Raw genomic sequence first — 25,893 nt, forward strand, 5'->3', positions numbered from 1 at the left:
TGAAGAATATTATGAAAAAGAATTTTAAAGTACTATCGTTGTTAATGGTTTTGGCTTTTGCCTCGTGTAGTTTTACTTCTAAAAAATTCGATAATCCAGATAAAGATAAAAAACTAATAGAACTTATAACCTTTGTTATTGAGCGCGGACATTTTGATCCTATTGCTTTTGATGATGCCTTTTCGGAAGAGTTGTTTTCCGATTATTTAGAGATTGTAGATCCTGTAAAAAGATATTTTTACGCTTCGGATTATAAAGAGTTTGAAAAATATAGAACAAGTTTAGACGATCAATTAAAATCGGTAGATATTTCGTTTTTTAATTTGGTTCACGAGCGTGTTTTAGAGCGTATAAGTGAAGCAAAAGAGATTTATCACGATATCTTGGCGAAGCCTTTTGATTATACTGTTGATGAAGATTTTGATACTGATTATGAAAATACTGGTTATGTAAAGAATAGGAGAGAAATGAAAGCTCGTTGGAGACAGCAATTAAAGTTTTCGACACTTTCTAATTACGATGATATTTACGAAGAAGAAAAACGTGCCAAGGAAAAAGATCCGAAGTATGTTATGAAAACGGATAAAGTTATCGAGAAAGAAGCTCGTGAAGCGACTTTAAAATCTATCGATATTTATTTTAATGATAGTGTTGATGATTTAGATCGTGATGATTGGTTTGCGGTTTACGTAAATACGATAGTAGAAGAGTTTGATCCGCACACATATTATTTAGCACCAAGAGGTAAAGAGAATTTCGACCAACGTATGTCAGGAAAACTTGAAGGTATTGGAGCGAGATTACAAAAAAGAATGGATTACATTAAAATTGTAGAATTAATTTCTGGAGGGCCAGCTTGGAGAAGTAAGCTTTTAGAAGTTGAAGATGTTATTTTAAAAGTAAAACAAGAAGATGAAGATGTTGCTGTAGATATTGTTGGTATGCGTATTAACGATGCTATTAAATATATCAAAGGGCCTAAAGGGACTAAGGTAACGCTTACTATTAAAAGTATGGATGGTACGGTTAAAGATGTAACTATTACTAGAGATGTGGTAGAGTTGATGGAAACTTATGCGAAATCATCGGTTGTTGAAAAAGAAGGTGGTCGTTTTGGAGTGATTGATTTGCCTGCGTTTTATGCTGATTTTCAGGATTATAAAAATATAAATGCAGCTAAAGATGTAAAGGAAGAAATTTTACGTCTTAAAAAAGAGGGTATTGAAGGTTTGGTATTAGACTTGCGTAACAATGGTGGTGGATCTTTACCAACTGTTGTAGATATGGCAGGTTTGTTTATCGAAGAAGGACCAGTGGTTCAGGTACGATCTACAGGGCAAGCAAAAGAAGTTTTAAAGGATAGTGATAAGTCTATTGTTTGGGATGGACCTTTGGTTGTTTTGGTAAACGAAATTTCAGCTTCAGCATCAGAGATTATGGCGGCGGCCATGCAAGATTATAAGCGTGCTATTATTATAGGGAGTAAACAAACTTATGGTAAAGGTACCGTTCAAAATGTCATAGATTTAAATAATGTTTTACGTAGTAATACAGGAGGAGATCTTGGAGCTATAGCGTTAACCACTAAAAAATATTATAGAATTAATGGTGGTTCTGTACAGTTAGAGGGTGTTAAAAGTGATGTGCAAGTACCAGGACGTTTTAGTTATATTGATGTAGGTGAAAAGGATAAAGATAATCCGTTACCTTATGATGAAATTGATGCGGCCGATTACAAGCCTTGGACGGGTTATTTCGATTATAATACAATTGTAGCAAATAGTAAAGCGCGTATGGCGAATAATGCTCAATTAAAGCTTATTGATGAAAATGCTAAATGGGTGAAAAGTAAAATAGATGACACTAAGTTTTCATTAAATTTTGAAAAGTATAAAGAGCAATTGGATAGAAATGAGGAAGAAGCAAAACGTTTTGATGCTATTTCAGATTATAAAACTAATTTAACTTTTAACTCAACAAAATACGAGCAATCACTTTTTGATAAGGATACTACAGATTTAAAAGAAAAGCGCGTGCGTTGGCATGAGAGCTTAAGTCAAGATGTTTATGTCGAGGAAGCTTTAAATGTTTTAGAAGATTTAAAAAACTTTCCAATAGAAAAAGTTGCTTCTACACACGCTCAAGCTAAAAATTAGAAGAAATAAAATATATGAGTTCAAAATCTAGCTCACTAAAACAATTAGCACTCCAAAAATTTAAAAAGAATTTTTGGGGTGTTTTTAGTTTATGCTTTATTGGTTTTGTTGGTGTTGTTTCGGTGTTTGCATATGCCTTTGCACCCGATAATTCTCAATATGCGAACCAAATGCATTTATCAATTCATTCTAAAAGGCCAGGCTATACAGTAACAATGCTTACTATCCCCTCAGAGTTGAAAGTCAATCAGAATATGTTTGATAAACTCTTTTTTGGGAAGAAGAATACAGATTCTGAAATTCCTATTTCAGAATATCATATAGATGGTGAGACTTTGATTTATACTGAATATGCTTCGGATGGTTTGGAAGGTGTGAAAAAAACAATGGAGTTAAGTCGGTTTCCAAATAGTGATGCTGTATCGTTTATAAAAGAAAAATCATTCCTTTTTGGAACTGATAAATATGGACGTGATTTGTTGAGTCGCGTGCTAGTAGGTGCTAGGATTTCATTTTTTATTGGATTTGTAGCGGTGTTTATTTCATTAGTTATCGGCATTTTTATGGGGAGTATTGCGGGCTATTTTGGTGGTAAGGTAGATGCTGTTATTATGTGGATTATAAATGTAACCTGGTCTATACCTACTCTGCTTTTGGTAATAGCGATTACTTTAGCATTAGGCAAAGGTTTTTGGCAAGTGTTTATTGCTGTCGGTTTAACCATGTGGGTGGAAGTGGCTAGAGTAGTTCGTGGGCAAATAATTAGCACTAAAGAAATGCAATATGTAACAGCAGCAAGAGCTTTAGGTTTTAGTGATTACAGAATAATCACAAAACATATCCTTCCGAATATTATGGCACCGGTAATTGTAATTTCAGCAGCAAACTTTGCCGCAGCTATTTTAATAGAAAGTGGTTTGAGCTTTTTGGGTATTGGTGCGCAACCACCAATGGCTAGTTGGGGTGCTATGATAAAAGATCACTACAATTATATCATTTTAGGGAAGCCTTATTTGGCTTTAATTCCAGGGCTTTGTATAATGAGTTTGGTAATGGCTTTTATGCTTATAGGTAACGCGTTACGCGATGCGTTAGATGTTAAAGGTTGAGATCTTGTTGTTTTTGGCATGGTTTATGAAAAACGGTAGGCTTAACTTATGTAATCAAATTTTAATAGAATGAAACACATTAAAAAGTATCACGCGTTTAGTTTTTTAATTATTGCTCTGGTTTTTTTATCATCATGTAGTTCTAATGATGATTCTGATAAATCGGAAGATAATGAGGTTATTGCAGAAAAATTGGCTATAACTAGTTTTAAAATGTTGTCTAGCAACCATACGTTTTCTGTTATAAAAGCACATACGCAACCGTTAGATTCTTTAGTTGTTTGTCTGTTTCCTTCGGCTGTAGACTATTCTAATATATCGCCCATAATAGAATTTGAAGGTGCTAGTATTGAGTATAGAATAAATAATGAAGCTTTTCATGCTTATAATGTGAGTTTAGAAGAATCTATTGATTTTAGTTATCCAAACACGATAGATTTTAAAGTTGCAAATTCCGATAATTCAGACTCTAAAGTTTATAGAATAATTGTTGATACAGAACGGCCTATTGTATTTAATAATATCGAAATTGAAATACCTGATTCACAGGTAAATGTTAGTTATAGTGGGCTGGGAATTTCTACATGGACAAATGTTGGAAACTATCCTATTAGGCTAGCACTTAGAACCACCGAATATGTAGATGTTGTGACTCCTGAAGCAGGCTTAAATAATGCTTTTAGTACAACGCTTACAGATCAATCGGATTTTGCGCAGCCTAACCAAAGCGGAGATGTGAATGTGTTTGCGGGAGCTACGATGGTTGGAGCATATAGCGCAACAGCTTTGTTTAATCTTTACTTTAATGAAAATTTAGGCTATCTTGTTTATGATGATATCGCTAATGAATATGTTAAAAATATTGGTTATCAGAAAGCAGCGTTAAAGTTGAAAGGGCAAATGATAGAATAATTCTCATACGTTCGCGATTTTAAACTTGTGTTTGTTTTGTAACTTGAAGTAAGCAAATACTCAACTACCTTTAGCTAAGTCCAACATAGTGATTTTTAAAAACTGTGAACGTAGCAGTTGTTCTAATCTATATACAATTAGATGCTTTTCCGGATCCTACTCAGCTAGTAATAAACTTATTTCTTTTTTTAGATTTAGGATTTGAAAAATTATAAAAGACGAGAGTGTTTTTCTTGTTTGCGTTACAACATTATATTTCGCAACAAGCTTTTATTGTTTTCTTGAATTCCGATAAGTTTAAGTATGTCAAACCCCTTTTTTTTGGGGTGTCTGTTTGGGAAATCTCAATGAATTTTTCTTCTTTTTTCTAGGTTTCGGTTGTGTTGCAGTTTATATTAGGATATAATAAATCATCACATATCTTAGTCAAATATAAAAATAAAAGGCTGTCAACTAAAGAAAAAAGAGGCGTAACTTATAAGTGAAGTTATTGGCGGCTGTCTAAGTCCATATTTTCGTTAAGATCATCGATATAGCCTAAAACTTCGTCTTTTCCTATGTCTTTAGATGATGATGTAATAAAATAGTTAGGCATCTCTTCCCAGGTTTCTAATAAAATAGCTTTGTAGGCATTAACGTGATCTTGAATAGCTTTTGGTCTTAGTTTGTCGGCTTTAGTAAAGATGATAGAAAAAGGAATCCCGTTTTCTCCAAGCCATATCATAAAGTCAGAATCTACAGGTTGAGGTGTGTGTCGAATATCAACTAAAACAAACGCTGTAACAAGTTGTTCTCGTTGTCCGAAATAATTAGTGATAAATTTTTGAAACACCTTTTTAGAGCTCTTAGAAACACGAGCATAGCCATAACCTGGTAAATCTACTAAGTGCCAGTTTTTATTAATTAAAAAGTGATTAATAAGCTGTGTTTTCCCTGGTCGTCCAGATGTTTTAGCTAAGCTTTTTCGGCTAGTTAGCATATTAATCAACGACGATTTTCCTACGTTACTTCTGCCAATAAAAGCGTACTCCGGCAGTCTGCTTTTTGGGCATTTTTCAACTTCGGAATTGCTCATTACAAATTCGGCCGATTTAATATGCATCTATCTTAATGTGTTTAATGTTGGGAATGTTTTATGCTAGAAAAGTGTCTAGAATTGTCTTTTTTCTAACCAAGCATCCATGATTTTATTGAATTCATCAGGGTGTTCCATCATGGCTGCATGGCCACATTTGTCAATCCAATGTAATTCAGAATCAGGTAAAAGTTCGTTAAATTCTTCGGCAACTTCAGGTGGCGTTACGCTATCATTTTTACCCCAAATAATACAAGTGGGCGTTTTCATGTTAGGTAAATCTTTTGCCATATTATGCCTAATAGCACTTTTGGCAATAGCTAAAGTTTTTATTAGCTTATTACGGTTATTTACGGTTTCGTAAACTTCGTCTACAATTTCTTTGGTGGCAACTGCGGGATCGTAAAAAACATCTTGTGCTTTCTTTTTAATCACCTCGTAATCGCTGCGTTTTGGGTAGCCTCCGCCCATAGCACTTTCGTAAAGGCCAGAGCTTCCGGTTATTATTAAGCCTTTTACAGTGTCGGGGAACATTTTTGTATGGTACAAGCCAATGTGTCCGCCAAGCGAATTTCCTAATAAAATAACCTCATCATAACCTTTAAAAATTATAAATTCGTGTAGGTATTTGGCAAAGCTTTTTACGTTAGTTTTAAGCAGTGACATGCTGTAAATTGGGAGTTCGGGGATCAGGACTTTATATCCTTTTTGGCTAAAAAAATCAGTTACGGCATCAAAATTACTCAATCCGCCCATTAATCCGTGTAGCACAATAATTGGTGTACCCTCTCCGGCTTCAATATAGCTGTAATTACCTTCTTTTTTTAAACTATGCGTCATTAATCAGTATTCATTGCATGAGAAACAAATATAGTTATTTCATTGATATTTCAAAGGTTTTAATTCCTTCTGAAAAAAGAATAATTTTTCTGCGTCAAGAATAGTGTTTTGAATTAAGATTTTTCTTATAAAATTAATTAAAGAATAGTCAAGTTTGCTTACCGTTTTTATTGATCTCGTCGATTGTAGGATGTATTTCGTCAAAAACTTGTTAACAAAGTGGGGTAAAGTGGTAAAATGTGGTAAAATTTTCAATATATTTGAATCTTAAACGTTTAAACCATAGCGAAATACTATTGGACTTATTAACAGGAACATACGATTGTAAAGTTGATGCCAAAGGCAGACTTATGATGCCTGCTGCGATAAAAAAGCAGCTTGCGTCGGTGCTAGACGATGGTTTTGTTTTGCGAAGATCGGTTTTTCAGAAGTGTTTGGAGTTGTATCCAATGCAAGAATGGCAGGCGTTAATGCAGAAAATGAATAAGCTTAATAAGTTCAAGAAAAAGAACAATGATTTTATTCGAAGATTTACTGCAGGGGCAAAAATTATTGAAGTTGATGTTAATGGGCGCTTATTAGTGCCGAAAGATTTAACAGTTTTTGCTAACATTTCGAAAAATATTGTAGTGGCTTCGGCAATCAATATTATTGAAATTTGGGATAAAGATTTATATGAACAAGCCATTGATGATGCGGCAATCGATTTTGCAGATTTAGCCGAAGAAGTTATGGGGCAAGATGATGAAGACTATGGAATATCATAATCCAGTATTATTAAAAGAAACGGTAGATGGTTTAAATATTAAACCTGACGGCGTTTATGTTGATGTTACTTTTGGTGGTGGCGGACACAGTAAGGAGATTTTAAAGCGACTTGGTGAGAATGGAAAATTATTTGCGTTCGATCAAGATTTGGACGCTCTTGAAAATACAATTGACGATACTCGATTTACATTGATAAACGAGAATTTTAGATTTATAAAACGTTTTTTGCGATTTCATGGTGTAAAAAAAGTGGATGGTGTTTTGGCAGATTTTGGCGTATCGTCACATCAATTTGATGTTGCAGAACGTGGTTTTTCTACTCGGTTTGAGGCTGATTTAGATATGCGGATGAATCAAGAAAAGGCATTGTCGGCATTTCATGTTATTAATGAATACGAAGAAGGACAATTGAAAGATGTGTTCTTGCAGTATGGTGAATTGCGTGCGGCGCCTGCTATGGCTAGTTTAATTGTTGCGCATCGTGAAAGTGAATCTATTGTTACAAGTGAACAATTGAAATCTGTTTTGCGAAAATTTTTACCGCCAAGACATGAGAATAAAGTTTTAGCTCAAATATATCAGGCTATTAGAATAGAGGTGAATCAAGAAATTGAAGCTCTAAAAGAGTTTTTATCTCAAACACCTGAGATTTTGAATGAAAACGGAAGGTTAAGTTTTATATCGTATCATTCTTTAGAAGATAGGTTGGTAAAAAGATTTATTAGAAACGGACTGTTTGAGGGAGAGCCAGAACGTGATATGTTTGGCAATTTTGAAGTGCCGCTAAAAAAGGTTGGTGGCTTAATAGTGCCTACTGCTGCAGAGATTAAAATAAACAACAGAGCACGAAGTGCAAAGTTAAGGATTGCTACAAAGGCTTAATTTCAAATAAATAAAACGAGAGTGCTAGATCCAATACCGAATTGAAAAAGGAGGTTTTTGTGTCTTTAATAATAAGAGTGGTTTTTCCGCTTTTTTGAAAACATCATATTTTAGTCATTAAAGGTGAAAAATAATATATACGACATATTAAAAGGAACATTTTTAGTCAGTGACGATTCGTTTAAGAATTGGCGCATGATTTTATTTGTTTCCGCTTTAGCGATAGTTATGATAGCGAGCTCGCATAGTGCAGATAAAAAAGTTTACGAAATATCTAAACTTAATAATGAAGTAAAAGAAATGCGTTCGGCATTTGTGGATGGTCGTTCTAAATTGCAGCGTTTAAAAATGGAATCGACTGTGTTGGCAAAAATGAAAGAAAAAGGTTTGGCGACTTCCACAACGCCAGCAAAAAAGATAAAAGTAAAATCTCAAAATAATTAGAATACCTTGGCTGTAAACGATAAGGGCATATTAAATAGACTATATTTTGTAGCGGGATGCATGTTTGTGTTCGGGCTTGCTGTGCTGTTTAAATTGTTCAGTATTCAGTATTTGCAAGGTGATAAATATAGAGCGCTAGTTGAAAAACGTGATGTTCAAAATATTACTATTCCTGCAAATCGTGGTAACGTGTATTCTGATAATGGTGGTTTGTTGGCGACATCGATCCCGAAGTACAATATTGCTATAGATGCGGTAGTGTCGCCAACTAAAAAGTTCGAAGAATTTGTTGGGCCGTTGTCCGATTCGCTTTCTAAATATTCAGGAAAATCATCATCATATTACGAGAAGTCTATTAGAAAAGCACGTGCGAATAAAAATCAATATTTGCTATTAGCAAAAAACATTAATTATACCGATTATGTGCGTTTTAGAGGGTTTCCGCTTTTAAAATTAGGCGCAATTCCGGGGGGGCTTATTGTAAGTCAGAAAACAAAGCGTGAATTTCCAATGGGTGCTATTGCACAACGTTCTATTGGTTACGAGCGATTTGATGACGAAGGAAATGTAACGCGTGCCGGAATCGATGGTGCTTTTGGAGTAAAATATTTACGTGGTACCGATGGTAAGCGTTTAAAGCAAAAAATAGGAAAAAACAAATGGAAACCACTTACCGATTATAACCAAGTGGAGCCAAAAGATGGTTATGATGTTTATACGACTATTGATGTAAATATTCAAGATATCGCACATCATTCGTTGTTGGGGCAGTTGGAGTATTACGAGGCTGAGCATGGTTGTGTGGTAGTTATGGATGTTAAAACTGGCGAAATAAAAGCTATTTCGAATTTAGCAAAAACCAAGAGTGGCGAATATTACGAAAAACGAAATTATGCCGTTTGGGAGTCGCACGAGCCGGGGTCTACTTTTAAAGTTATGGCGCTTATGGCTGCTCTAGAAGATAAGGTGATTGATACGGCAACGGTTGTAGATACTAGAAAAGGATCTAAGCGTTTTTACGGAAGAACAATTTATGATTCTCATCATGGTGGTTTCGGTAAAATTTCGGCAGCAAGAGCTTTAGAGGTGTCTTCAAATATTGGTTTAGCTACAATTATCGATGAGAATTATTCTAAAAATCCTAAGAAATTTATAGATCATATTAAGGATTGGAATCTTGATAAGCCTTTGGGTGTTTCAATTAAAGGTGAGGGGGATCCTGATATTCCAGAGCCAGGTGATAAAAAATGGAGTAGAAATGCTTTGCCGTCTATGGCTTATGGTTATAACTTAAGTTTAACGCCGTTGCAAACACTTGCTTTTTATAATGCAATTGCTAATGATGGTGAAATGGTAAAGCCAAGATTTATAAAAGCAGTTAAGGAGTTTGATGAAGAAATTGAGGTTTTTGAGAAGGAAGTAATTAATAAAAAGATTTGTTCTGATAAGACTTTAGGTGAAATTAGAGAGATATTAAAAAACATAGTGGTGAGAGGTACAGCAAGCAAGTTGTATTCTCCAAATTTCTCAATGGCAGGGAAAACGGGAACGGCGCAAACAGAGTATTGGATGGCTGATTGGAAAAATAATAAAAGATATATTTCGTCTTTTGCAGGTTATTTTCCAGCGGAAAACCCAAAATATTCTTGCATTGTAGTTATTCATAAACCAAGTACAAAAAAAGGGTATTACGGGGCCGATGTTACAGGGCCGGTTTTTAAACGTATTGCGCAAAAAATATTTACAGACACGCCTTTAATAGATGAAGTAAATTCTTTAGATGTAAAAGTTGCTTCTGTAGAAGATGAGTATAATAAGTTTTACGAAACTACAAAAACATACAAAACCATTATGCCGAATGTTGTAGGCTTGCCTGCTATGGACGCATTAGCGCTTTTAGAAAATATGGATGTGAAGGTTAAGGTGAAACTTAACGGAAACGGCGTTGTGAAAGAACAATCAATAAATAAGAGTGCCAAGTTAAAAAACAATCAAACGGTTACATTAAAAGCATCATGAGTTTATTAAAAGACATATTGTATAAGGTTACTTTAAATGCTGTTGTTGGAAACACGAGCATGGATGTAAACAACATTCATTTCGATTCGCGCAACATTGTTAAAGGTGATGTGTTTGTGGCTATCCGTGGCAGTGTTGTGGATGGGCATAATTATATAGATGTGGCTATTAAAAATGGTGCGACTGCAATAGTTTGTGAAGCGACTCCGGAAGATGTTGTTGATGGTATAACTTATGTAGAAGTTGATAATTCTAGTAAAGCTATGGCTATTATGGCATCTAATTTTTATGGTGTGCCATCCGAGAATTTAAAACTTGTTGGTGTTACTGGTACTAACGGAAAAACAACAGTTGCTAGTTTGTTGTTTCAGTTGTTTAAAAACGCCGGTTTTAAGGTTGGTTTGCTTTCAACTGTAAAAATTATGGTAGATACTGTAGAGTATAAAGCAACCCACACTACGCCAGATTCTTTAACTATTAATAAGTATTTAAAGGAGATGAATGCTGCAGGTGTCGAGTTTTGTTTTATGGAAGTTAGCTCGCACGGTATTCATCAATTTAGAACAGAAGGGTTACATTTTGAAGGCGGGATATTTACCAATTTATCGCACGATCATTTAGATTATCATAACACTTTTGCAGAGTATCGCGATGTTAAAAAACGTTTTTTCGACGGTCTACCATCAACAGCTTTTGCGTTAGTGAATACCGATGATAAAAATGGAGCAATTATGCTTCAGAATACAAAAGCTAAAAAACAGACATACGCCTTAAAAGGCTATGCTGATTATAAAGCACAAATTTTAGAAAACAGATTAAGCGGTTTATTGCTTAAGGTGAATGATAGTGAGGTTTGGACACGGTTAATCGGGAATTTTAATGCTTATAATGTATTAGCTATTTATGCTACAGCGGAATTGTTAGGGCTCGAAAAAGTAGAAATCCTTCGTTTAATTAGTGATTTGGAAAGCGTGAGCGGACGATTTCAGTATTTAATTTCAGATGAAAAAATAACAGCGATTGTTGATTATGCACACACACCTGATGCATTGAAAAATGTATTGGAAACTATAAATAGTATTCGTACTAAAAATGAAGAGCTCATTACCGTTGTTGGTTGTGGTGGAGATCGTGATAAAACAAAGCGTCCAAAAATGGGGCATATCGCTACGGCGTTAAGCACAAAGGTAATTTTTACGAGTGATAATCCGCGAAGTGAAGAGCCACAAGCTATTTTAGACGATATAGAAAAAGGGGTAGAACCTCAAAATTATAAAAAGGCCTTAACGATTTCAGATAGAAAACAAGCCATTAAAGCGGCTTGCCAAATGGCGCAACCTAACGATATTATTTTAATCGCAGGAAAGGGGCATGAAGATTATCAGGAAATTAAAGGAGAACGTTTTCATTTTGATGATTATGAAACCGTGCAAGAGATATTAAAGCAATTACAGAAGTAATTAAAATAGATAAAGAATGCTGTATTACTTATTCGAATATTTAGAAAAACAGTTCCAGTTTCCTGGGGCATCACTCTTTGGGTTTTTAACCTTTAGAGCAGCATTGGCTATGATTTTTGCTTTGCTTTTTTCAACAATTTACGGTAAAAAAATAATTAGCTTTTTATCTAGAAAGCAAATGGGAGAAACCATTCGCGATTTAGGTTTAGACGGTCAAAAGGAAAAAGCCGGTACACCTACAATGGGTGGAATTATTATCATTCTAGCAACGTTGATCCCTGTGTTGTTATTAGCAAAGCTTTCAAATATTTACATCATTTTATTAATAGTAACCACTATTTGGATGGGGATTATTGGTTTTATAGACGATTATTTAAAGAAGTTTAAAAATGATAAAGACGGTTTAAAAGGGCGTTTTAAAATTTTAGGACAAGTTGGTTTGGGAATTATAGTGGGTAGCACATTGTTTTTTCATCAAGATGTTACTATGAAGGAAAAATTGCCAATAGAGCAACAACGAGCATTATTGGTAGAAAATCCGGATATAGCGCCGTCGAAGTTGTTCGCGGCCGAAATGAAATCGACTAAAACAACCATTCCTTTTGTGAAAGGAAACGAGATTGAATATGCGAAGTTAATCACATGGATTAGTCCAGATTTAGAAAAGTACGCTTGGATTATTTTTATTCTAGTTACCATTTTTATAATAGCCGCAGTTTCAAATGGTGCTAATTTAACCGATGGAATCGATGGTCTCGCGGCAGGAACATCGGCTATTATTGTGCTTACATTGGGGATTTTTGCTTGGGTTTCTGGTAATATTATTTTCTCAGAATATCTCAATATTATGTATATCCCACGTGTTGAAGAAATTACAATTTATATCGCTGCCTTTGTAGGTGCGCTAATTGGTTTTCTTTGGTATAATACCTATCCGGCACAGGTTTTTATGGGAGATACAGGTAGTTTAACTATTGGAGGTATTATTGCTGTAATTGCTATTGCGGTGCGTAAAGAATGGTTAATACCGGTGCTTTGCGGAATCTTTTTAGCTGAAAACTTATCGGTAGTAATGCAGGTAAGTTGGTTTAAGTATACAAAGAAGAAATATGGTGAAGGCCGACGCATTTTCAAAATGTCGCCATTGCATCATCATTATCAAAAATCGGGATATCACGAAAGTAAAATTGTAACACGATTCTGGATTGTTGGTATTTTGCTAGCTATTCTTTCAATTGTAACATTAAAAATTAGATAGTAAATGTATGGTTTCCGCGAAAGCGTAGATTATATAAAATGATAAAGAAATGGCAGAACAAAGACTAGTCATATTAGGAGGAGGAGAAAGTGGTGTAGGAACTGCGCTTTTGGCTAAAACTAAAGGCTTCGACGTTTTTGTTTCCGATAAGGGAAAAATAAAAGAAAATTATAAACAAGTTCTTGTACAAAATGATATTGAATGGGAAGATGAGAATCATTCTGAAGAAAAAATTCTGAATGCTAACATCGTCATGAAAAGTCCTGGTATTCCTGATAAAGCGCCTTTGGTAAAACAAATTCGTGAAAAGGGAATTAAGGTGGTTTCGGAAATTGAATTTGCAGCCCAATATACCAATGCAACAATTATTGGTATTACGGGAAGTAATGGTAAAACAACAACGGCAACACTGGCGCATCACATTTTAAAAGAAGAATTGAATGTGGGGTTGGCTGGTAATATTGGCGATAGTTTTGCTAAGCAAGTTCTAGAAGAAGATTTTGATAATTACGTGCTAGAAATTAGTAGTTTTCAGTTGGATGATATTATCGACTTTAAACCTAAAATAGCTGTAATAACAAATATTACTCCAGATCATTTAGATCGATACGATTATAAATTTGAAAATTATATCGCATCTAAATTTCGAATTGCCAAAAACCAGAGTAAGGACGATTATTTAATTTATGATGCCGATGACGAGGTGATTGTAGATTATTTAAAAAAGAATCCGGTTCAATCAACATTATTGCCGTTTTCATTAGTGAAAACAATAGAGAATGGCGCGTATTTAGACAAAGAAAATAACATTAAAATAACAATAGATAACACCCAAATAATTATGCCAACAAACAAAATAGCATTAGAAGGAAAACACAACGTAAAGAACGCTATGGCGGCTTCTACTGTTGCGCATTTACTAAAAATTAGAAAACAAACCATTCGTGAGAGTTTAGAAAACTTTCAGGGTGTAGAACATAGATTAGAGCAAGTTTTAAAAATAAATAAAGTACAGTATATCAACGATTCTAAGGCAACCAATGTAAATGCTACATATTTTGCTTTAGAGAGTATGAGTGCACCAACAGTTTGGATTGTTGGAGGTGTAGATAAGGGTAATAATTACCAAGAGTTGTTTCAGTTTGTAAACGAAAAAGTGAAAGCTATTATTTGTTTAGGTGCAGAAAACGAGACTTTAATGAGCACTTTTGGAAATATGGTGGATGTTATTGTTGAAACTCAGTTTATGAGTGAAGCAGTAAAAATTGCTTATAAATTAGCTGAATCTGGCGATAACGTATTGTTGTCTCCGGCTTGTGCAAGCTTCGATTTATTTGAAAATTACGAAGATAGAGGTCGTCAGTTTAAAAACGCGGTTAGAAATTTATAAAACACTTAATGCTGTATAATAAGCGGAATAATAGAAAAGCGAGATAAGAAAAAAAGTAAATGCAAACGCTATTTAAAAATATAAAGGGAGATCGATTAATTTGGGCCATTGTAGCGCTACTAGCTATATTGTCCTTTCTGCCTGTGTACAGTGCGGCGAGCGATTTGGCATATAGTAAATACGATGGAAATACATTTATTTCGTTCGTAAAACACTTTATGCATTTGGTTTTAGGGTTTGCAATTATGTATGGAGTGCACAAAATTCCGTACCGTTATTTTAAGGGGCTGTCATTAGTGATGCTACCTGTGGTTGGGGTTTTGTTATTAATTACCATGGCTCAAGGCACGGTAATGGGTGGTGCAAGTGCGAGTCGATGGATTAAAATACCGGTTGTAGGTTTGTCTTTCCAGACATCTACTTTGGCCTTTGTGGTTTTAATGGTTTATGTGGCGCGATATATGTCGAAAGTAAAAGATGAAGTCATAACATTCAAGGCTTCTATTTTGCCGCTTTGGGCACCTGTATTTATTGTGCTGGCTTTAATTTTACCGTCTAACTTTTCTACGGCTGCTATTATGTTTTTAATGGTAATGATTTTGGTGTTTTTAGGAGGTTATCCCGTGCGTTATATGGCTATTATCTTGGGTTCGGGCTTAGTTGCTTTAATACTCTTTATTATGGTAGCTAAATTAACAACAGGGCCTTTAAATGTTAAAGTAACAACTTGGGAGAATAGAATTAAGAATTATTCTGATAGTGAAGATACTGATGCCGATTATCAAATAGAAAAAGCGAAAATAGCTATTGCTTCTGGAGGAATTACTGGTGTTGGACCAGGTAAGAGTATTCAGAAACATGCTTTGCCTCAATCGTCTTCCGATTTTATTTTTGCTATAATTATTGAAGAATACGGTTTAATTGGAGGTTTTTCAATCATGATTTTATACATGTGGTTATTGTTTAGAGTGGTAATTGTTTCTCAAAAATCGGATACTATTTTCGGGAAATTATTGGTGTTAGGCGTTGGGTTGCCTATTGTTTTTCAAGCTTTAATAAATATGGCTGTTGCTGTAGAGCTATTTCCTGTAACGGGGCAAACGTTACCATTAGTTAGTAGTGGTGGAACATCTATTTGGATGACCTGTTTAGCTATAGGTATTATACTTAGCGTAAGTGCTAAGCGTGAAGAAATGAAGGAAAAAGAAATAAATGAAGATAATCCGTTAGAGATTCTTTCGGAGGCTATATAAATATTGAATTAAAAAAGAAAAGAAATTTTCCCTTTGCGAGGAAAAGTTTAAAAAGGAATGAAACCATATAAAATTATATTATCTGGAGGTGGAACAGGCGGACATATTTATCCGGCTATCGCTATTGCAAACGAATTAAAGTTGCGTTATCCTGATGCTCAATTTTTGTTTGTTGGTGCAAGCGATCGTATGGAAATGGAAAAGGTACCACAAGCCGGTTTTGATATTAAAGGACTTTGGATTTCGGGTATTCAGCGTAAGCTAACCTTTAAGAATTTAATGTTTCCGTTTAAGTTAATTAGTAGTTTGTGGAAAGCTAATACAATTCTGAGACGTTTTAAGCCGGATGTGGCTATTGGAACGGGCGGATTTGCAAGCGGACCATTATTGCAAATTGCAAACTCTAAAGGAGTGCCTACTTTAATTCAGGAACAAAATTCGTATCCAGGAATTACAAATAAATTTTTAGCTAAAAAAGCTAAAAAAATATGTGTAGCCTATGATAATTTAGAACGATTTTTTCCTCAAGATAAAATTATAAAAACTGGCAATCCGGTGCGCCAAGGTTTGTTAGATATTGATACCAAAAGAGAAGAGGCGATAAAGCATTTCGATTTAAAACCGGGTAAAGTAACTCTTTTGGTTATTGGTGGTAGTTTAGGTGCGAGACGCATTAATCAATTAATCGAGAAGAAATTAGATTTTCTCGACACACAGAATGTACAAATTATTTGGCAATGTGGTAAATTATATTACCAACAATATAAAATTTATGGTAATATAAAAAATGTGCAAGTTCATGAGTTTTTAAACAACATGGATTTAGCCTATGCTGCTGCAGATGTGGTGATTTCGAGAGCGGGAGCGAGTTCTGTTTCGGAACTTTGTATTGTTGGAAAACCAGTGATTTTTATTCCATCGCCAAATGTTGCTGAAGATCATCAGACCAAAAACGCTATGGCTGTCGTAGATAAAGATGCGGCCATGATTATTAAAGAGGAAGATTTGGATGCCGATTTTCAAAATAAGTTCTCGCAACTTATTGCAGCACCCGTTCGTCAAGCAGAATTAGGACGAAACATAAAAGAATTGGCATTAGTAAATGCAACAAAAGATATAGTAAATGAGGTTGAAAAACTTCTAAAGAAATAAATGAATTTAAATAATATACATAACATCTATTTTATTGGTATTGGTGGTATTGGCATGAGTGCTATAGCGCGCTATTTTAATGCGAATAATAAGCTTGTGGCGGGTTATGATAAAACTCAAACTGCAATTACTGATACTTTGGTAGAGTTAGGTATGCAAGTCCATTTTGATGATGATGTAAAGCAGATTGATTCGGCTTTTTTAAATTTAGAAAACACATTGGTGGTTTATACACCAGCAGTGCCGAAAAATCATTCGGAATTAAATTATTTTAAATCGAATAATTTCAACGTATTAAAACGTTCTGAAATTTTAGGCTTAATTACAGAAAACACAGTTTGTTTAGCCGTTGCTGGAACTCACGGAAAAACCACAACAACAAGTATTCTTGGGCATTTAATGCATGAGTGCCATGTTGAACTTACTGCTTTTTTAGGAGGTATAAGTGAAAACTATAACTCTAATTTAATTTTAAAAGGAACAAGGGTTTCTGTTGTAGAAGCCGATGAGTTCGATCGTTCGTTTATGACCTTGTCTCCGGATTTCGCAGGGATAACATCTATGGATGCCGATCACTTGGATATTTATGGTGATGCTTCAGAATTAAAAAAGACTTTTGAAGATTTTACAAAACGATTAAAACCCAACGGAAAACTGTTTGTTAAAAACGGATTGCCTTTAAAAGGAATTACATACGGTATTGAGGATAATTCTGATTATGCTGTTCAAAATATAAAAATAATAAATGGCGCGTATGTTTTTGATGTAAAAACACCAACTACAGTGCTAGAAAATTTGGAGTTTAACCTACCAGGAAGACATAATTTGTCTAATGCATTATTGGCTTTGGCGATGGCTGTAGAATATGGTTGCCCGTACCAACAGCTCGCCAAAGCGTTAGCATCTTACAAAGGTGTTAAGCGTAGGTTTACTTATCAAATTAAAACGGATAGTTTGGTGTATATCGATGATTATGCGCATCATCCAGCAGAAATTAATGCTGTGCATCAAGCGGTTCGCGAAATGTATCCAGGTAAAAGCGTGTTGGCTATTTTTCAGCCGCATCTATTCAGCAGGACTAAAGATTTTATTGACGATTTTGCTCAAAGTTTATCTCAGTTCGATGAGTTGATGCTTTTAGATATTTATCCTGCACGAGAATTACCAATGGAAGGTGTAACATCGGAATGGTTGTTGAGTAAGGTTAAAAGTGATAAAAAGCAGTTGGTGAGTAAAGCAAACCTGCTAGCTGAAATTAAAAAAAGTGAAGCTCAAGTTATTTTAACTATAGGAGCTGGAGATATTGGAGAACAAGTAAAACATATTAAAAAAGAGTTGAGTTTTGAAAGTTAATTGGAATTACATAAAAATGGTAGCTTTGTTCTGCTTGGTGGTTTTTCTATTTGCTTTTGCATCGGGAAGAAATAATGCTAGATTGATTACAGAGCCTGCTATAAAATTTACGGGAGAAGACAACTTATTTGTTACTAATGAGACTGTTAGTAAGTTGTTAACACAAAATTACGGTGGTACTCAAAACGTTGCCAAAGAAACTTTAGATTTGAATAAGTTGGAAAATGTACTCAAATCGAACCCCATGATTAAGAGTGCCGAAGTGTATGTTGCAGTAAACGGAACGCTTAACGCGGAAATAAAACAAAAAACACCAATAGCAAGAGTTAGTACAAATGCGTCTTATTATATCGACGATCGAGGCTTTTATATGCCTTTATCTAGTAATTATTCGGCTAGAGTACCGCTTGTTACGGGTTATGTTGAGAAGAATAACTTAGAAAATATCTTTAAAATAGCAACAAAAATTAGAGAAGACGAGTTTTTAAAAATGAACGTTATAGAAATTCATCAAAATGCTAATAATAAGCTGTTTTTAAAATTAAGACAGTGTAAGTTTTTAGTGCAATTGGGTGATTTAAACTTATTAGACAAAAAAATTAATAATTTGAAGGCATTTTATCAAAAAAACATCAAAGAAAAGACGCTAGATAATTATAGCAAAGTAAATTTGCAATTCGATAACCAAGTAGTATGTACCAAAATATAAGCCATGGAGCATAACATATCAGTAGGATTAGATATAGGAACCACAAAAATTGTGGCTATGATTGGTCGTAAAAATGAATACGGCAAACTTGAAATTTTAGGCATAGGTAAGTCTAAAAGTTTAGGCGTGCACCGTGGTGTAGTAAATAATATTACACAAACCATTCAATCTATTCAGCAAGCAGTTCAAGAAGCAGAAGCGGCTGCCGAATTAAAAATTGACGGTGTAACGGTTGGTATTGCAGGACAGCATATCCGTAGCCTACAACATAGTGATTATATAACCAGACCACACTCAGATCGTGTTATTGACGATGAGGATATAGATCGTTTAATAAACCAAGTGCATAAGTTAGTTATGTTACCTGGTGAAGAAATTATCCATGTCTTGCCTCAAGAATATAAGGTAGATGGTCAGGCCGAAATAAAAGAGCCTATCGGGATGTACGGTGGTCGTTTGGAAGCTAATTTCCATGTAGTTGTTGGGCAGGTATCATCTATTCGTAATGTTGGTCGTTGTATACAAAGTGCCGATTTAAATTTAGAAGGTATCACTTTAGAACCTTTAGCTTCAGCTAATGCCGTTTTAAGTCAAGAAGAAAAAGAAGCTGGTGTTGCTTTAATTGATATAGGTGGTGGTACAACCGATTTAGCTATTTTTAGAGATGGTATTATTCGCCATACCGCAGTTATTCCTTTTGGAGGAAATGTTATTACTGAAGATATAAAAGAAGGTTGTTCAATTATTGAAAAACAAGCCGAATTATTAAAAATAAAGTTTGGTTCAGCATGGCCAGGCGAGAATAAGGATAACGAAATTGTATCTATTCCTGGTTTACGCGGTCGTGAACCAAAGGAAATTACATTAAAAAATCTCTCAAAAATTATTCACGCTCGTGTTGTCGAAATTATAGAGCAGGTTTATGTCGAAATTAAAAATTACGGTCACGAAGAGCAAAAGAAAAATCTAATTGCAGGTATTGTGTTAACAGGAGGAGGAAGCCAGTTAAAACACTTAAAGCAGTTGGTAGAGTATATTACAGGTATGGATACACGTATAGGGTATCCTAACGAGCATTTAGCAGGCGATAGTAATGAAGATGTTACTAGTCCGCTTTTTGCAACAGCAGTAGGCTTGGTTTTAGATGGCTTAAAGCGTCAAGAACGTAAAAAAATAGAACAGCAGGTAGAAGAAGAAGCTGTCGTTGAAGAGGAAGAAGTAGAACATCCTACCGAAGACGTAGAAGAAGAAATTAAAGCAGAACCGGTTAGAGAAAGACGTTCTTTTCTTGATAAATTAACCGATCGCGTTAAAGATTTTCTAGATAACGCAGAGTAAAAGTATAGATTAAGAAATCCATTGAATAAAAAATATTTAGTACAAAACCCCAGTAAAACAGAGTTTATGAGCAGCAACAAAGAATTCGAAAACATCGCATTTGATTTACCTAAAAATCAATCAAATGTTATTAAAGTTATTGGCGTTGGTGGTGGCGGTAGTAACGCTATCAATCACATGTTTCAACAAGGTATAAAAGGTGTCGATTTTTACGTATGTAATACCGATGCACAAGCCTTGCAAAACAGTGGTGTGCCAAACAAAATACAATTAGGTCTAAACTTAACCGAAGGTCTTGGTGCAGGAGCAAATCCTGATATCGGAGAGCAATCGGCAGTAGAAAGTTTTGAAGACATCTCTCAAATGTTAGATTCTAATACTAAAATGGTATTCATAACAGCCGGAATGGGTGGTGGTACAGGTACTGGTGCAGCACCTATTATTGCTAAAATGGCTAAAGATATGGATATTTTAACTGTTGGTATAGTTACAATGCCATTTCAGTTTGAAGGAAAAATGCGTATCGAGCAATCTCAAAAAGGTATTGAGAAATTGCGTGGTATGGTTGATTCATTAATTGTAATTAACAACAATAAACTTCGTGAAGTTTACGGAAATCTTGGTTTTAAAGCAGGGTTCTCGAAAGCAGATGAAGTGTTATCTACCGCTGCTCGTGGTATAGCCGAAGTTATTACACACCACTATACACAAAACATCGATTTACGTGATGCTAAAACCGTATTAAGTAATAGTGGAACAGCTATTATGGGGTCTGCATTAGCGTCGGGTCAAAACCGTGCGCAAGATGCTATTCGCAAGGCTTTAGATTCACCATTATTAAACGATAATAAAATTACAGGAGCTAAAAATGTACTGCTTTTAATTGTTTCTGGTGTACAAGAAATTACTATTGATGAAATAGGTGAGATTAACGATCATATCCAAAATGAAGCTGGCCATGGTGCTAACATCATTATGGGGGTTGGTGAAGATGAATCTTTAGACGAATCTATTGCTGTAACTATTATAGCAACGGGTTTTAATATTGAACAACAAGACGAAATTTCTAATACTGAAACTAAAAAAGTAATTCATTCTTTAAGTGAAGAGAAAGAAGTAGAAGCTAAAGCGGTTAAAGAAGAAGTTGCGCCTGAAGTGATTGCTCCACCAGTTGTAGTAGAGAAAAAAGAAGAGCCTAAAGTTGTAAAACATACGTTGGATTTAGATGAAGAGGAGGAATTCACTTTTTTGGAAAAAAGCGTGATAAGAAAGGATAAATTATCATCGCCGCCACAAAATATTAATTTAATTCCTACCTCAGAAATTTTAAAAAACATGAATGTTGTTTATGATGAAGTTCGTGTTAATGTTGAAGATGAAGACGATTTCATTATAAATTCTGTTAACAATCAAGATGAAGACTACAACGAGATTGAAGTATTAGCAGACGAATTTGAAGAAGAAAAACAAATTACTTTAACCTTCGATTTACCAATTAGTAACGAGACTAAAAAGGAACCGAAAAAGGAAGAAGTTGTAGAGAAAAAAGTAACGTTTAGTTTAGACGATGATGATATTAAAGACATCGCTGTTAACGATCACGTAGAAGTATCTGCTGCAAAGCCAAATGAAAATGGTGATATTAGATATACGTTAGATGATTTTTCTGAGGTAGAATCTTCATCTAACAAAAAACAAACTTCAAGTCAGGAGATTGTAGAAGAAATAGAAGAAGATATCGTTTTCGAAAGAAAAGTGGTTCAAAAAGAAGAAGTTGTTAAGCATAGCCTTCCCGACGAAGAAGAGGATATTGACCCGATGAATACGCCAATTTCAGAATTACTGAAAGAACGTGCGGCTGAACGTCGTCGTAAAATGAAGGACTTCAACTATAAATTCAATAATGCAAAAATTGACGACATAGAAAAAGTGCCTGCTTACAAACGTCAAGGTGTAAATTTAGAAGATTCTAAACATTCATCTGATAACGATTTTTCAAGAACAAGTATTGGTTTAGATGATAATGATGATTTACAAGTAAGAAGAAATAACTCGTTTCTTCACGATAATGTAGATTAGTGCATATCACTAAACTTAACTAAATTATAAGCCCGGAAAGTTAACCATACTTTTCGGGTTTTTTATTGTGCTTATTATAGGGTTTACTATTAAAACTAATCGGGATTCGGGTATTTTAATACTAAGTTTTTTTTATCTTCGCATATTAAATAAATTGAAAAAATGGCTCTACAACAAGACATAATGACGGCGCTTAAAACCGCAATGAAATCAAAAGATCAAACTGCTCTTACAGCTTTACGCGCTGTTAAATCGGCTATTTTATTAGCTCAGACAGAAAGTGGTGCAAAAGAAGAGTTAACGGAAGATCAAGAGCTTAAAATACTTCAGAAGCAAGTAAAACAGCGTCGTGATAGTGCTGCTATTTATTTAGAACAAGGTAGAGAAGATTTAGCTGCTCCAGAATTAGCAGAAGCAGAGGTTATTTCTCAGTTTTTACCAGAAGCATTATCTGATGAGGAAATTGAAAAAGTAGTTGTTGCAACTATTGAAAAAGTAGGAGCGCAAGGTATGAAAGATATGGGTAAGGTTATGGGTATGGTAAGTAGTGAACTTGCTGGGAAAGCAGATGGTAAAACCATTTCTAATATAGTAAAAGCAAAATTGTCTTAAAAAAATATAAAAATTTTTTCGCTTGCGCGGAAATAAGGCTGCGTAGTTCAACTGGATAGAATATCAGATTTCGGCTCTGAGGGTTGGGGGTTCGAATCCCTTCGCGGTCACGAATAAAAACCGTTAGTTAATTGTTATGCAGTTAGTTAGCGGTTTTTGCTGTTAATGGTTATAGTGAATTGGTACGATAAATGGTACGATTATGTTAACCAGTTGCATTAAGTATCTTTTTAAAATAGAATTGTTAATATCTTTTTTTATAGTACCGTTATCATTTGCCGCTAAAAGTTTTTTGTATACTTATCTAGTAGATAGCCAGTTTTAAAACTGTTTATTTCTGTGATCTTGTTTAGGCTAGAATTATAAACAACCTCAACAAAAAATAAATCAATTGCGTAAAGATTGCATTTTTCCGATTCTGTGATATGATTATTTAAAAATGCACCGTTTTGGTTTACGGCTTCCATACGATCGTTTAAATCAAGTATATTAAATTCGTATAGGGTCATTTTAAAAACATCTTTATTAACTCATAAGCGCCAACACAAACCCCAAATATTAGCATAATAACTAAGCCGTATTTCATCCTTTGTATAGCCCACCAATTAGGATCATATTGTTTAAACTCTTTTTTCTTTTTTTCGCCAAGCATAGATTAAAGATAAGAATATTTTTTTTATTTAGTTTATAGCGTTGTTTGCTGTTCCTGCTGTTGTGGCTATAATATACGAATACATATATAAAAGGGTCTTAAATGCTTTGTTTGTGTGGCAATGATTATACATAATTATAAGATCTAAACGCTTTATATATTGGCTGGTGTGGTGGTGGTGCTTTGCTTATGGCTAATGGTTAATACTTCTTAGTAGATTGGTTTAAGTGTAACTACTTGATAACGTGATGGTTAAAAAGGTACTTAGAAAAGTACTCAATATTCCGCAATGTGTTTTGCTGCTGCATTTTATATACAGTCCGCATATATTTCAACCTTGTTACATCTGATGTTATTTGTAATGATTATTAATAAGATTTGTTGTTAAGAATAGCTATAAATAAAGGGTTAATGGTAGGTTGTGTTAAGATGTAACACCTTTGAATTTGTTACAAAATAAAAAAAGACTTGCTATAAAATAAATATATAACAAGCCTTTAATAGACAAACAGAAAACAAATTTTTAATCCCGATACATTAACACTAGCAAACCAGCATCATAAACAAACGGGCTACTGTTAATTTTAAAACCATCGAGAGCCATTTTGTTTATTTTACTCTCTAGATCTTCGGGCTCATAAGCTTTAATTACTTTGTATTGTATCATGATTTTATTATTTTAATTTCAAATAAACCGTTTTGATTTTTTACGACGTTACCAACTGGTAAAAAACCAAATTCAGCATTTTTAACCATCTGTACTTCTAATTCAGCGCGTGTACGTTCTTTTAATGTTATCTCTTGCATCTACTTAATATTTAAAATTTGTTCATTATCGAAAGTTATTTTATAATCACTGCTTAGGCTCTTAACAATTGATCCAGTCATTTTTAAAGTATCATTTATATTAGTTTTGCGCTTCTTAGCAATTTTTACTATTTCTTTGACCTCTTCAATTTGCGTGGCTTGATTTTCGTTAGTTAAGTACAGTTTAAACAGCTCAGGATTAACAGTTACCTTATAGCTATCTTTTGAGATTTTCAAAAAGTCATCTAAATTGTAAACCTTTTTGGTGGGTGCTTCTTTTAGCTTCTCTACTAAACCAGGATTTAAGCGGCCAGCTCTACCTTCAATACCTTGCCAATAATCGTGGTTGTGAGTGTAAAAAGGATACTTAATATCTAGTAGCTTTTTGTAACGTGTTTCCATGTCTGCTAGTTTATCTGCATTAATGCCGCATAACTTTAAATATTCGTTATGATCTGCATCGGGGATAAATTTGTTTTTTTGGCTTTCGTGATAATTGGTAAAATGTTTAACAAATTCACCGTTTTGAAGATCGCTTAATTTTAAATTATGCTTTACTTTTTGTTTTGAAAGTTCATTTTTTGCTGCTTCCAGTATTTCCGGAACTAATTGTATATTTTTAATGAATCGTTGTTCATATTCTTGATCGTGTTGTAATAATTCTTTATTTCTCATTGTTATATTTTGCCTTAGATAAGGGCTTTCATTTTTGCCGCTCTTATTTTTTATACGGCTGTTATGTTTTAATATGTTATTCGTATTGTGGGGATTAGTGGCAAATATCAAGGCGGGCGTGTATAGTGCATTTTATTTATTGAAATTTGTAAATAGTTAGGAGTTTGTTAATTATTCAGACTAAAGGTGTAGCGTGATACACTTATGTAACTTATTAACTAATTGATTTATAAATACTTAAACACATGTTACACTGCTACACCCTATTTCAAACCCTTGTATTTTTTATACCCTATACCTATATACTATATATTATAATAATAAGTGTAACAGTGTAACAAGGCTAGTAATAGCAAGGGATTGAACGTTTTTTTAGGGTGTATCACGCTTGTATCAATGCGTAACGCTTGTATCATTAATTAAATAGTTTCTCAAGCTCGCTGTCTGTAATTGTAGTTTTTTCTGTTGGTAGCTCAAAATCCTCATTTAGATTATATATTTCGTCCTTAGTAAAATGATAGTATCTACGTTGTTTTATGTCGTTGCTAATACTGGTAGTATTGCCGCTATAAGATGAAATAATTATACTGTGAAAAGGGTTTCGTTTACGCTTAGCATAGGATTTTTTATTAAAGTGCTTTTTAACGTCTCTGGCGAACCAACTCGAGTTCCAACGCTCATTCCTTCCAAAGGCTGAAATAAATTGATCTGCGGTAAAATAAACCTCGTTTTTAGTTTCATTTTCTAAAAAATAATCTGTGAGGTTTTCAATTATTGCCTTAATTAGTTGAGGTCGTGCATTCGCCTGCATTTTCTTTGCCGCATCTGTTTGAAACGTTTTAGGGTCTAGCCATAATCGGCTGGCTCTCTCAATTGGTTTATATTCATTAACTAAATAATAAAAAAACGCTGGTACTTCTTTAATTGCCTTTTCTAAAATATCAAAGTCA

24 protein-coding genes and 1 tRNA gene are annotated in these 25,893 nt (G+C 34.3%); 18 read left to right on the forward strand and 7 right to left on the reverse strand.

Annotated features, from left to right (window positions below):
- Positions 1 to 11: 11 nt before the first annotated feature.
- The 3 genes from BM246_RS14570 (at position 12) to BM246_RS14580 (ending at position 4,177) form a co-directional block, all read left to right on the forward strand.
- Positions 12 to 2,156: a carboxy terminal-processing peptidase gene (locus BM246_RS14570; RefSeq protein WP_074938888.1), complete on the forward strand. Its 2,145-nt coding sequence runs from the start codon at positions 12 to 14 to the stop codon at positions 2,154 to 2,156.
- Positions 2,157 to 2,170: 14 nt separating this feature from the next.
- Positions 2,171 to 3,265, forward strand: a complete 1,095-nt coding sequence (locus BM246_RS14575) for an ABC transporter permease (protein ID WP_074938891.1) — start codon at positions 2,171 to 2,173, stop codon at positions 3,263 to 3,265.
- Positions 3,266 to 3,334: 69 nt separating this feature from the next.
- Positions 3,335 to 4,177 carry a hypothetical protein gene (locus tag BM246_RS14580; RefSeq protein ID WP_042497081.1) on the forward strand — a complete coding sequence of 281 codons (843 nt, stop codon included), beginning with the start codon at positions 3,335 to 3,337 and terminating at the stop codon, positions 4,175 to 4,177.
- 487 nt (positions 4,178 to 4,664) lie between these two features.
- Here the strand turns inward: BM246_RS14580 and yihA are convergent, their stop codons facing one another.
- Together yihA and BM246_RS14590 are read right to left on the reverse strand one after the other, a co-directional pair.
- Positions 4,665 to 5,279, reverse strand: a complete 615-nt coding sequence (gene yihA, locus BM246_RS14585) for a ribosome biogenesis GTP-binding protein YihA/YsxC (protein WP_074938893.1) — start codon at positions 5,277 to 5,279, stop codon at positions 4,665 to 4,667.
- Between the two features lie 48 nt (positions 5,280 to 5,327).
- Positions 5,328 to 6,092 carry an alpha/beta fold hydrolase gene (locus tag BM246_RS14590; RefSeq protein ID WP_074938895.1) on the reverse strand — a complete coding sequence of 255 codons (765 nt, stop codon included), beginning with the start codon at positions 6,090 to 6,092 and terminating at the stop codon, positions 5,328 to 5,330.
- A gap of 296 nt (positions 6,093 to 6,388) precedes the next feature.
- Here BM246_RS14590 and mraZ point away from each other — a divergent pair, with 296 nt between their 5' ends.
- The 15 genes from mraZ to BM246_RS14665 all read left to right on the forward strand — a co-directional run bounded on the left by mraZ (position 6,389) and on the right by BM246_RS14665 (position 22,919).
- Positions 6,389 to 6,859, forward strand: coding sequence for a division/cell wall cluster transcriptional repressor MraZ (gene mraZ, locus BM246_RS14595; RefSeq protein WP_042504463.1), 471 nt, complete (start codon positions 6,389 to 6,391; stop codon positions 6,857 to 6,859).
- Complete coding sequence (rsmH, locus tag BM246_RS14600; RefSeq protein WP_074938925.1) at positions 6,846 to 7,742, forward strand: 16S rRNA (cytosine(1402)-N(4))-methyltransferase RsmH; 897 nt, start codon at positions 6,846 to 6,848, stop codon at positions 7,740 to 7,742. Before mraZ ends, rsmH begins: the two co-directional genes overlap by 14 nt.
- 123 nt (positions 7,743 to 7,865) lie before the next feature.
- Complete coding sequence (locus tag BM246_RS14605; protein ID WP_042497085.1) at positions 7,866 to 8,186, forward strand: FtsL-like putative cell division protein; 321 nt, start codon at positions 7,866 to 7,868, stop codon at positions 8,184 to 8,186.
- Between the two features lie 60 nt (positions 8,187 to 8,246).
- Positions 8,247 to 10,205, forward strand: a complete 1,959-nt coding sequence (locus BM246_RS14610) for a penicillin-binding protein (RefSeq protein WP_074938897.1) — start codon at positions 8,247 to 8,249, stop codon at positions 10,203 to 10,205.
- The gene (locus BM246_RS14615) at positions 10,202 to 11,665 is read left to right on the forward strand and encodes a UDP-N-acetylmuramoyl-L-alanyl-D-glutamate--2,6-diaminopimelate ligase (RefSeq protein WP_074938899.1); all 1,464 of its coding nucleotides are present in this window, start codon (positions 10,202 to 10,204) and stop codon (positions 11,663 to 11,665) included. Before BM246_RS14610 ends, BM246_RS14615 begins: the two co-directional genes overlap by 4 nt.
- A gap of 16 nt (positions 11,666 to 11,681) precedes the next feature.
- On the forward strand, positions 11,682 to 12,923 hold the full coding sequence (gene mraY, locus BM246_RS14620) for a phospho-N-acetylmuramoyl-pentapeptide-transferase (RefSeq protein WP_074938901.1): 1,242 nt from the start codon (positions 11,682 to 11,684) through the stop codon (positions 12,921 to 12,923).
- A 49-nt stretch (positions 12,924 to 12,972) separates the two neighbouring features.
- Positions 12,973 to 14,313 carry a UDP-N-acetylmuramoyl-L-alanine--D-glutamate ligase gene (gene murD / locus BM246_RS14625; protein WP_074938903.1) on the forward strand — a complete coding sequence of 447 codons (1,341 nt, stop codon included), beginning with the start codon at positions 12,973 to 12,975 and terminating at the stop codon, positions 14,311 to 14,313.
- A gap of 59 nt (positions 14,314 to 14,372) precedes the next feature.
- Positions 14,373 to 15,566 (forward strand): FtsW/RodA/SpoVE family cell cycle protein, encoded by a 1,194-nt coding sequence (locus BM246_RS14630; protein WP_042504236.1) that lies wholly within the window; start codon positions 14,373 to 14,375, stop codon positions 15,564 to 15,566.
- A 57-nt stretch (positions 15,567 to 15,623) separates the two neighbouring features.
- Positions 15,624 to 16,718 carry an undecaprenyldiphospho-muramoylpentapeptide beta-N-acetylglucosaminyltransferase gene (gene murG / locus BM246_RS14635; RefSeq protein WP_074938905.1) on the forward strand — a complete coding sequence of 365 codons (1,095 nt, stop codon included), beginning with the start codon at positions 15,624 to 15,626 and terminating at the stop codon, positions 16,716 to 16,718.
- Positions 16,719 to 18,071: a UDP-N-acetylmuramate--L-alanine ligase gene (gene murC / locus BM246_RS14640; RefSeq protein ID WP_074938907.1), complete on the forward strand. Its 1,353-nt coding sequence runs from the start codon at positions 16,719 to 16,721 to the stop codon at positions 18,069 to 18,071. It begins immediately after the preceding gene.
- On the forward strand, positions 18,061 to 18,780 hold the full coding sequence (locus BM246_RS14645; RefSeq protein ID WP_074938909.1) for a cell division protein FtsQ/DivIB: 720 nt from the start codon (positions 18,061 to 18,063) through the stop codon (positions 18,778 to 18,780). The genes murC and BM246_RS14645 overlap by 11 nt, the downstream gene beginning before the upstream one ends.
- A 3-nt stretch (positions 18,781 to 18,783) precedes the next feature.
- The gene (ftsA, locus tag BM246_RS14650) at positions 18,784 to 20,118 is read left to right on the forward strand and encodes a cell division protein FtsA (protein ID WP_074938911.1); all 1,335 of its coding nucleotides are present in this window, start codon (positions 18,784 to 18,786) and stop codon (positions 20,116 to 20,118) included.
- Between the two features lie 66 nt (positions 20,119 to 20,184).
- A complete protein-coding gene (gene ftsZ, locus BM246_RS14655) occupies positions 20,185 to 22,197 on the forward strand; it encodes a cell division protein FtsZ (protein WP_074938914.1) in 2,013 nt (670 codons plus the stop codon).
- A 162-nt stretch (positions 22,198 to 22,359) separates the two neighbouring features.
- A complete protein-coding gene (locus tag BM246_RS14660; protein ID WP_042497092.1) occupies positions 22,360 to 22,809 on the forward strand; it encodes a GatB/YqeY domain-containing protein in 450 nt (149 codons plus the stop codon).
- Positions 22,810 to 22,845: 36 nt separating this feature from the next.
- Positions 22,846 to 22,919, forward strand: a tRNA-Arg gene (locus BM246_RS14665).
- A 171-nt stretch (positions 22,920 to 23,090) separates the two neighbouring features.
- Here the strand turns inward: BM246_RS14665 and BM246_RS14670 are convergent.
- From BM246_RS14670 to BM246_RS20035, 5 genes are all read right to left on the reverse strand, one after another.
- A complete protein-coding gene (locus tag BM246_RS14670; RefSeq protein ID WP_074938916.1) occupies positions 23,091 to 23,318 on the reverse strand; it encodes a hypothetical protein in 228 nt (75 codons plus the stop codon).
- 666 nt (positions 23,319 to 23,984) lie between these two features.
- Positions 23,985 to 24,128 (reverse strand): hypothetical protein, encoded by a 144-nt coding sequence (locus tag BM246_RS20025; protein WP_175489806.1) that lies wholly within the window; start codon positions 24,126 to 24,128, stop codon positions 23,985 to 23,987.
- The gene (locus tag BM246_RS20030) at positions 24,125 to 24,268 is read right to left on the reverse strand and encodes a hypothetical protein (RefSeq protein WP_175489807.1); all 144 of its coding nucleotides are present in this window, start codon (positions 24,266 to 24,268) and stop codon (positions 24,125 to 24,127) included. The genes BM246_RS20025 and BM246_RS20030 overlap by 4 nt, the downstream gene beginning before the upstream one ends.
- Positions 24,269 to 24,943 (reverse strand): hypothetical protein, encoded by a 675-nt coding sequence (locus tag BM246_RS14675; protein ID WP_074938918.1) that lies wholly within the window; start codon positions 24,941 to 24,943, stop codon positions 24,269 to 24,271.
- Positions 24,944 to 25,358: 415 nt separating this feature from the next.
- A partial coding sequence (locus tag BM246_RS20035; RefSeq protein ID WP_231961867.1) for a hypothetical protein occupies positions 25,359 to 25,893 on the reverse strand: 535 nt, incomplete at its 5' end.

The organism is Algibacter lectus (genome assembly GCF_900112395.1).
Classification (GTDB): domain Bacteria; phylum Bacteroidota; class Bacteroidia; order Flavobacteriales; family Flavobacteriaceae; genus Algibacter; species Algibacter lectus.

Bases quoted from the DNA above. Each gene is read 5' to 3' on its own strand.
- BM246_RS14570 (WP_074938888.1), top strand. From the start codon at position 12: ATGAAAAAGAATTTTAAAGTACTATCGTTGTTAATGGTTTTGGCTTTT.
- BM246_RS14575 (WP_074938891.1), top strand. From the start codon at position 2,171: ATGAGTTCAAAATCTAGCTCACTAAAACAATTAGCACTCCAAAAATTT.
- BM246_RS14580 (WP_042497081.1), top strand. From the start codon at position 3,335: ATGAAACACATTAAAAAGTATCACGCGTTTAGTTTTTTAATTATTGCT.
- yihA (WP_074938893.1), bottom strand. From the start codon at position 5,279: ATGCATATTAAATCGGCCGAATTTGTAATGAGCAATTCCGAAGTTGAA.
- BM246_RS14590 (WP_074938895.1), bottom strand. From the start codon at position 6,092: ATGACGCATAGTTTAAAAAAAGAAGGTAATTACAGCTATATTGAAGCC.
- rsmH (WP_074938925.1), top strand. From the start codon at position 6,846: ATGGAATATCATAATCCAGTATTATTAAAAGAAACGGTAGATGGTTTA.
- BM246_RS14610 (WP_074938897.1), top strand. From the start codon at position 8,247: ATGTTTGTGTTCGGGCTTGCTGTGCTGTTTAAATTGTTCAGTATTCAG.
- BM246_RS14615 (WP_074938899.1), top strand. From the start codon at position 10,202: ATGAGTTTATTAAAAGACATATTGTATAAGGTTACTTTAAATGCTGTT.
- mraY (WP_074938901.1), top strand. From the start codon at position 11,682: ATGCTGTATTACTTATTCGAATATTTAGAAAAACAGTTCCAGTTTCCT.
- murD (WP_074938903.1), top strand. From the start codon at position 12,973: ATGGCAGAACAAAGACTAGTCATATTAGGAGGAGGAGAAAGTGGTGTA.
- BM246_RS14630 (WP_042504236.1), top strand. From the start codon at position 14,373: ATGCAAACGCTATTTAAAAATATAAAGGGAGATCGATTAATTTGGGCC.
- murG (WP_074938905.1), top strand. From the start codon at position 15,624: ATGAAACCATATAAAATTATATTATCTGGAGGTGGAACAGGCGGACAT.
- murC (WP_074938907.1), top strand. From the start codon at position 16,719: ATGAATTTAAATAATATACATAACATCTATTTTATTGGTATTGGTGGT.
- ftsA (WP_074938911.1), top strand. From the start codon at position 18,784: ATGGAGCATAACATATCAGTAGGATTAGATATAGGAACCACAAAAATT.
- ftsZ (WP_074938914.1), top strand. From the start codon at position 20,185: ATGAGCAGCAACAAAGAATTCGAAAACATCGCATTTGATTTACCTAAA.
- BM246_RS14660 (WP_042497092.1), top strand. From the start codon at position 22,360: ATGGCTCTACAACAAGACATAATGACGGCGCTTAAAACCGCAATGAAA.
- BM246_RS14670 (WP_074938916.1), bottom strand. From the start codon at position 23,318: ATGACCCTATACGAATTTAATATACTTGATTTAAACGATCGTATGGAA.
- BM246_RS20025 (WP_175489806.1), bottom strand. From the start codon at position 24,128: ATGATACAATACAAAGTAATTAAAGCTTATGAGCCCGAAGATCTAGAG.
- BM246_RS20030 (WP_175489807.1), bottom strand. From the start codon at position 24,268: ATGCAAGAGATAACATTAAAAGAACGTACACGCGCTGAATTAGAAGTA.
- BM246_RS14675 (WP_074938918.1), bottom strand. From the start codon at position 24,943: ATGAGAAATAAAGAATTATTACAACACGATCAAGAATATGAACAACGA.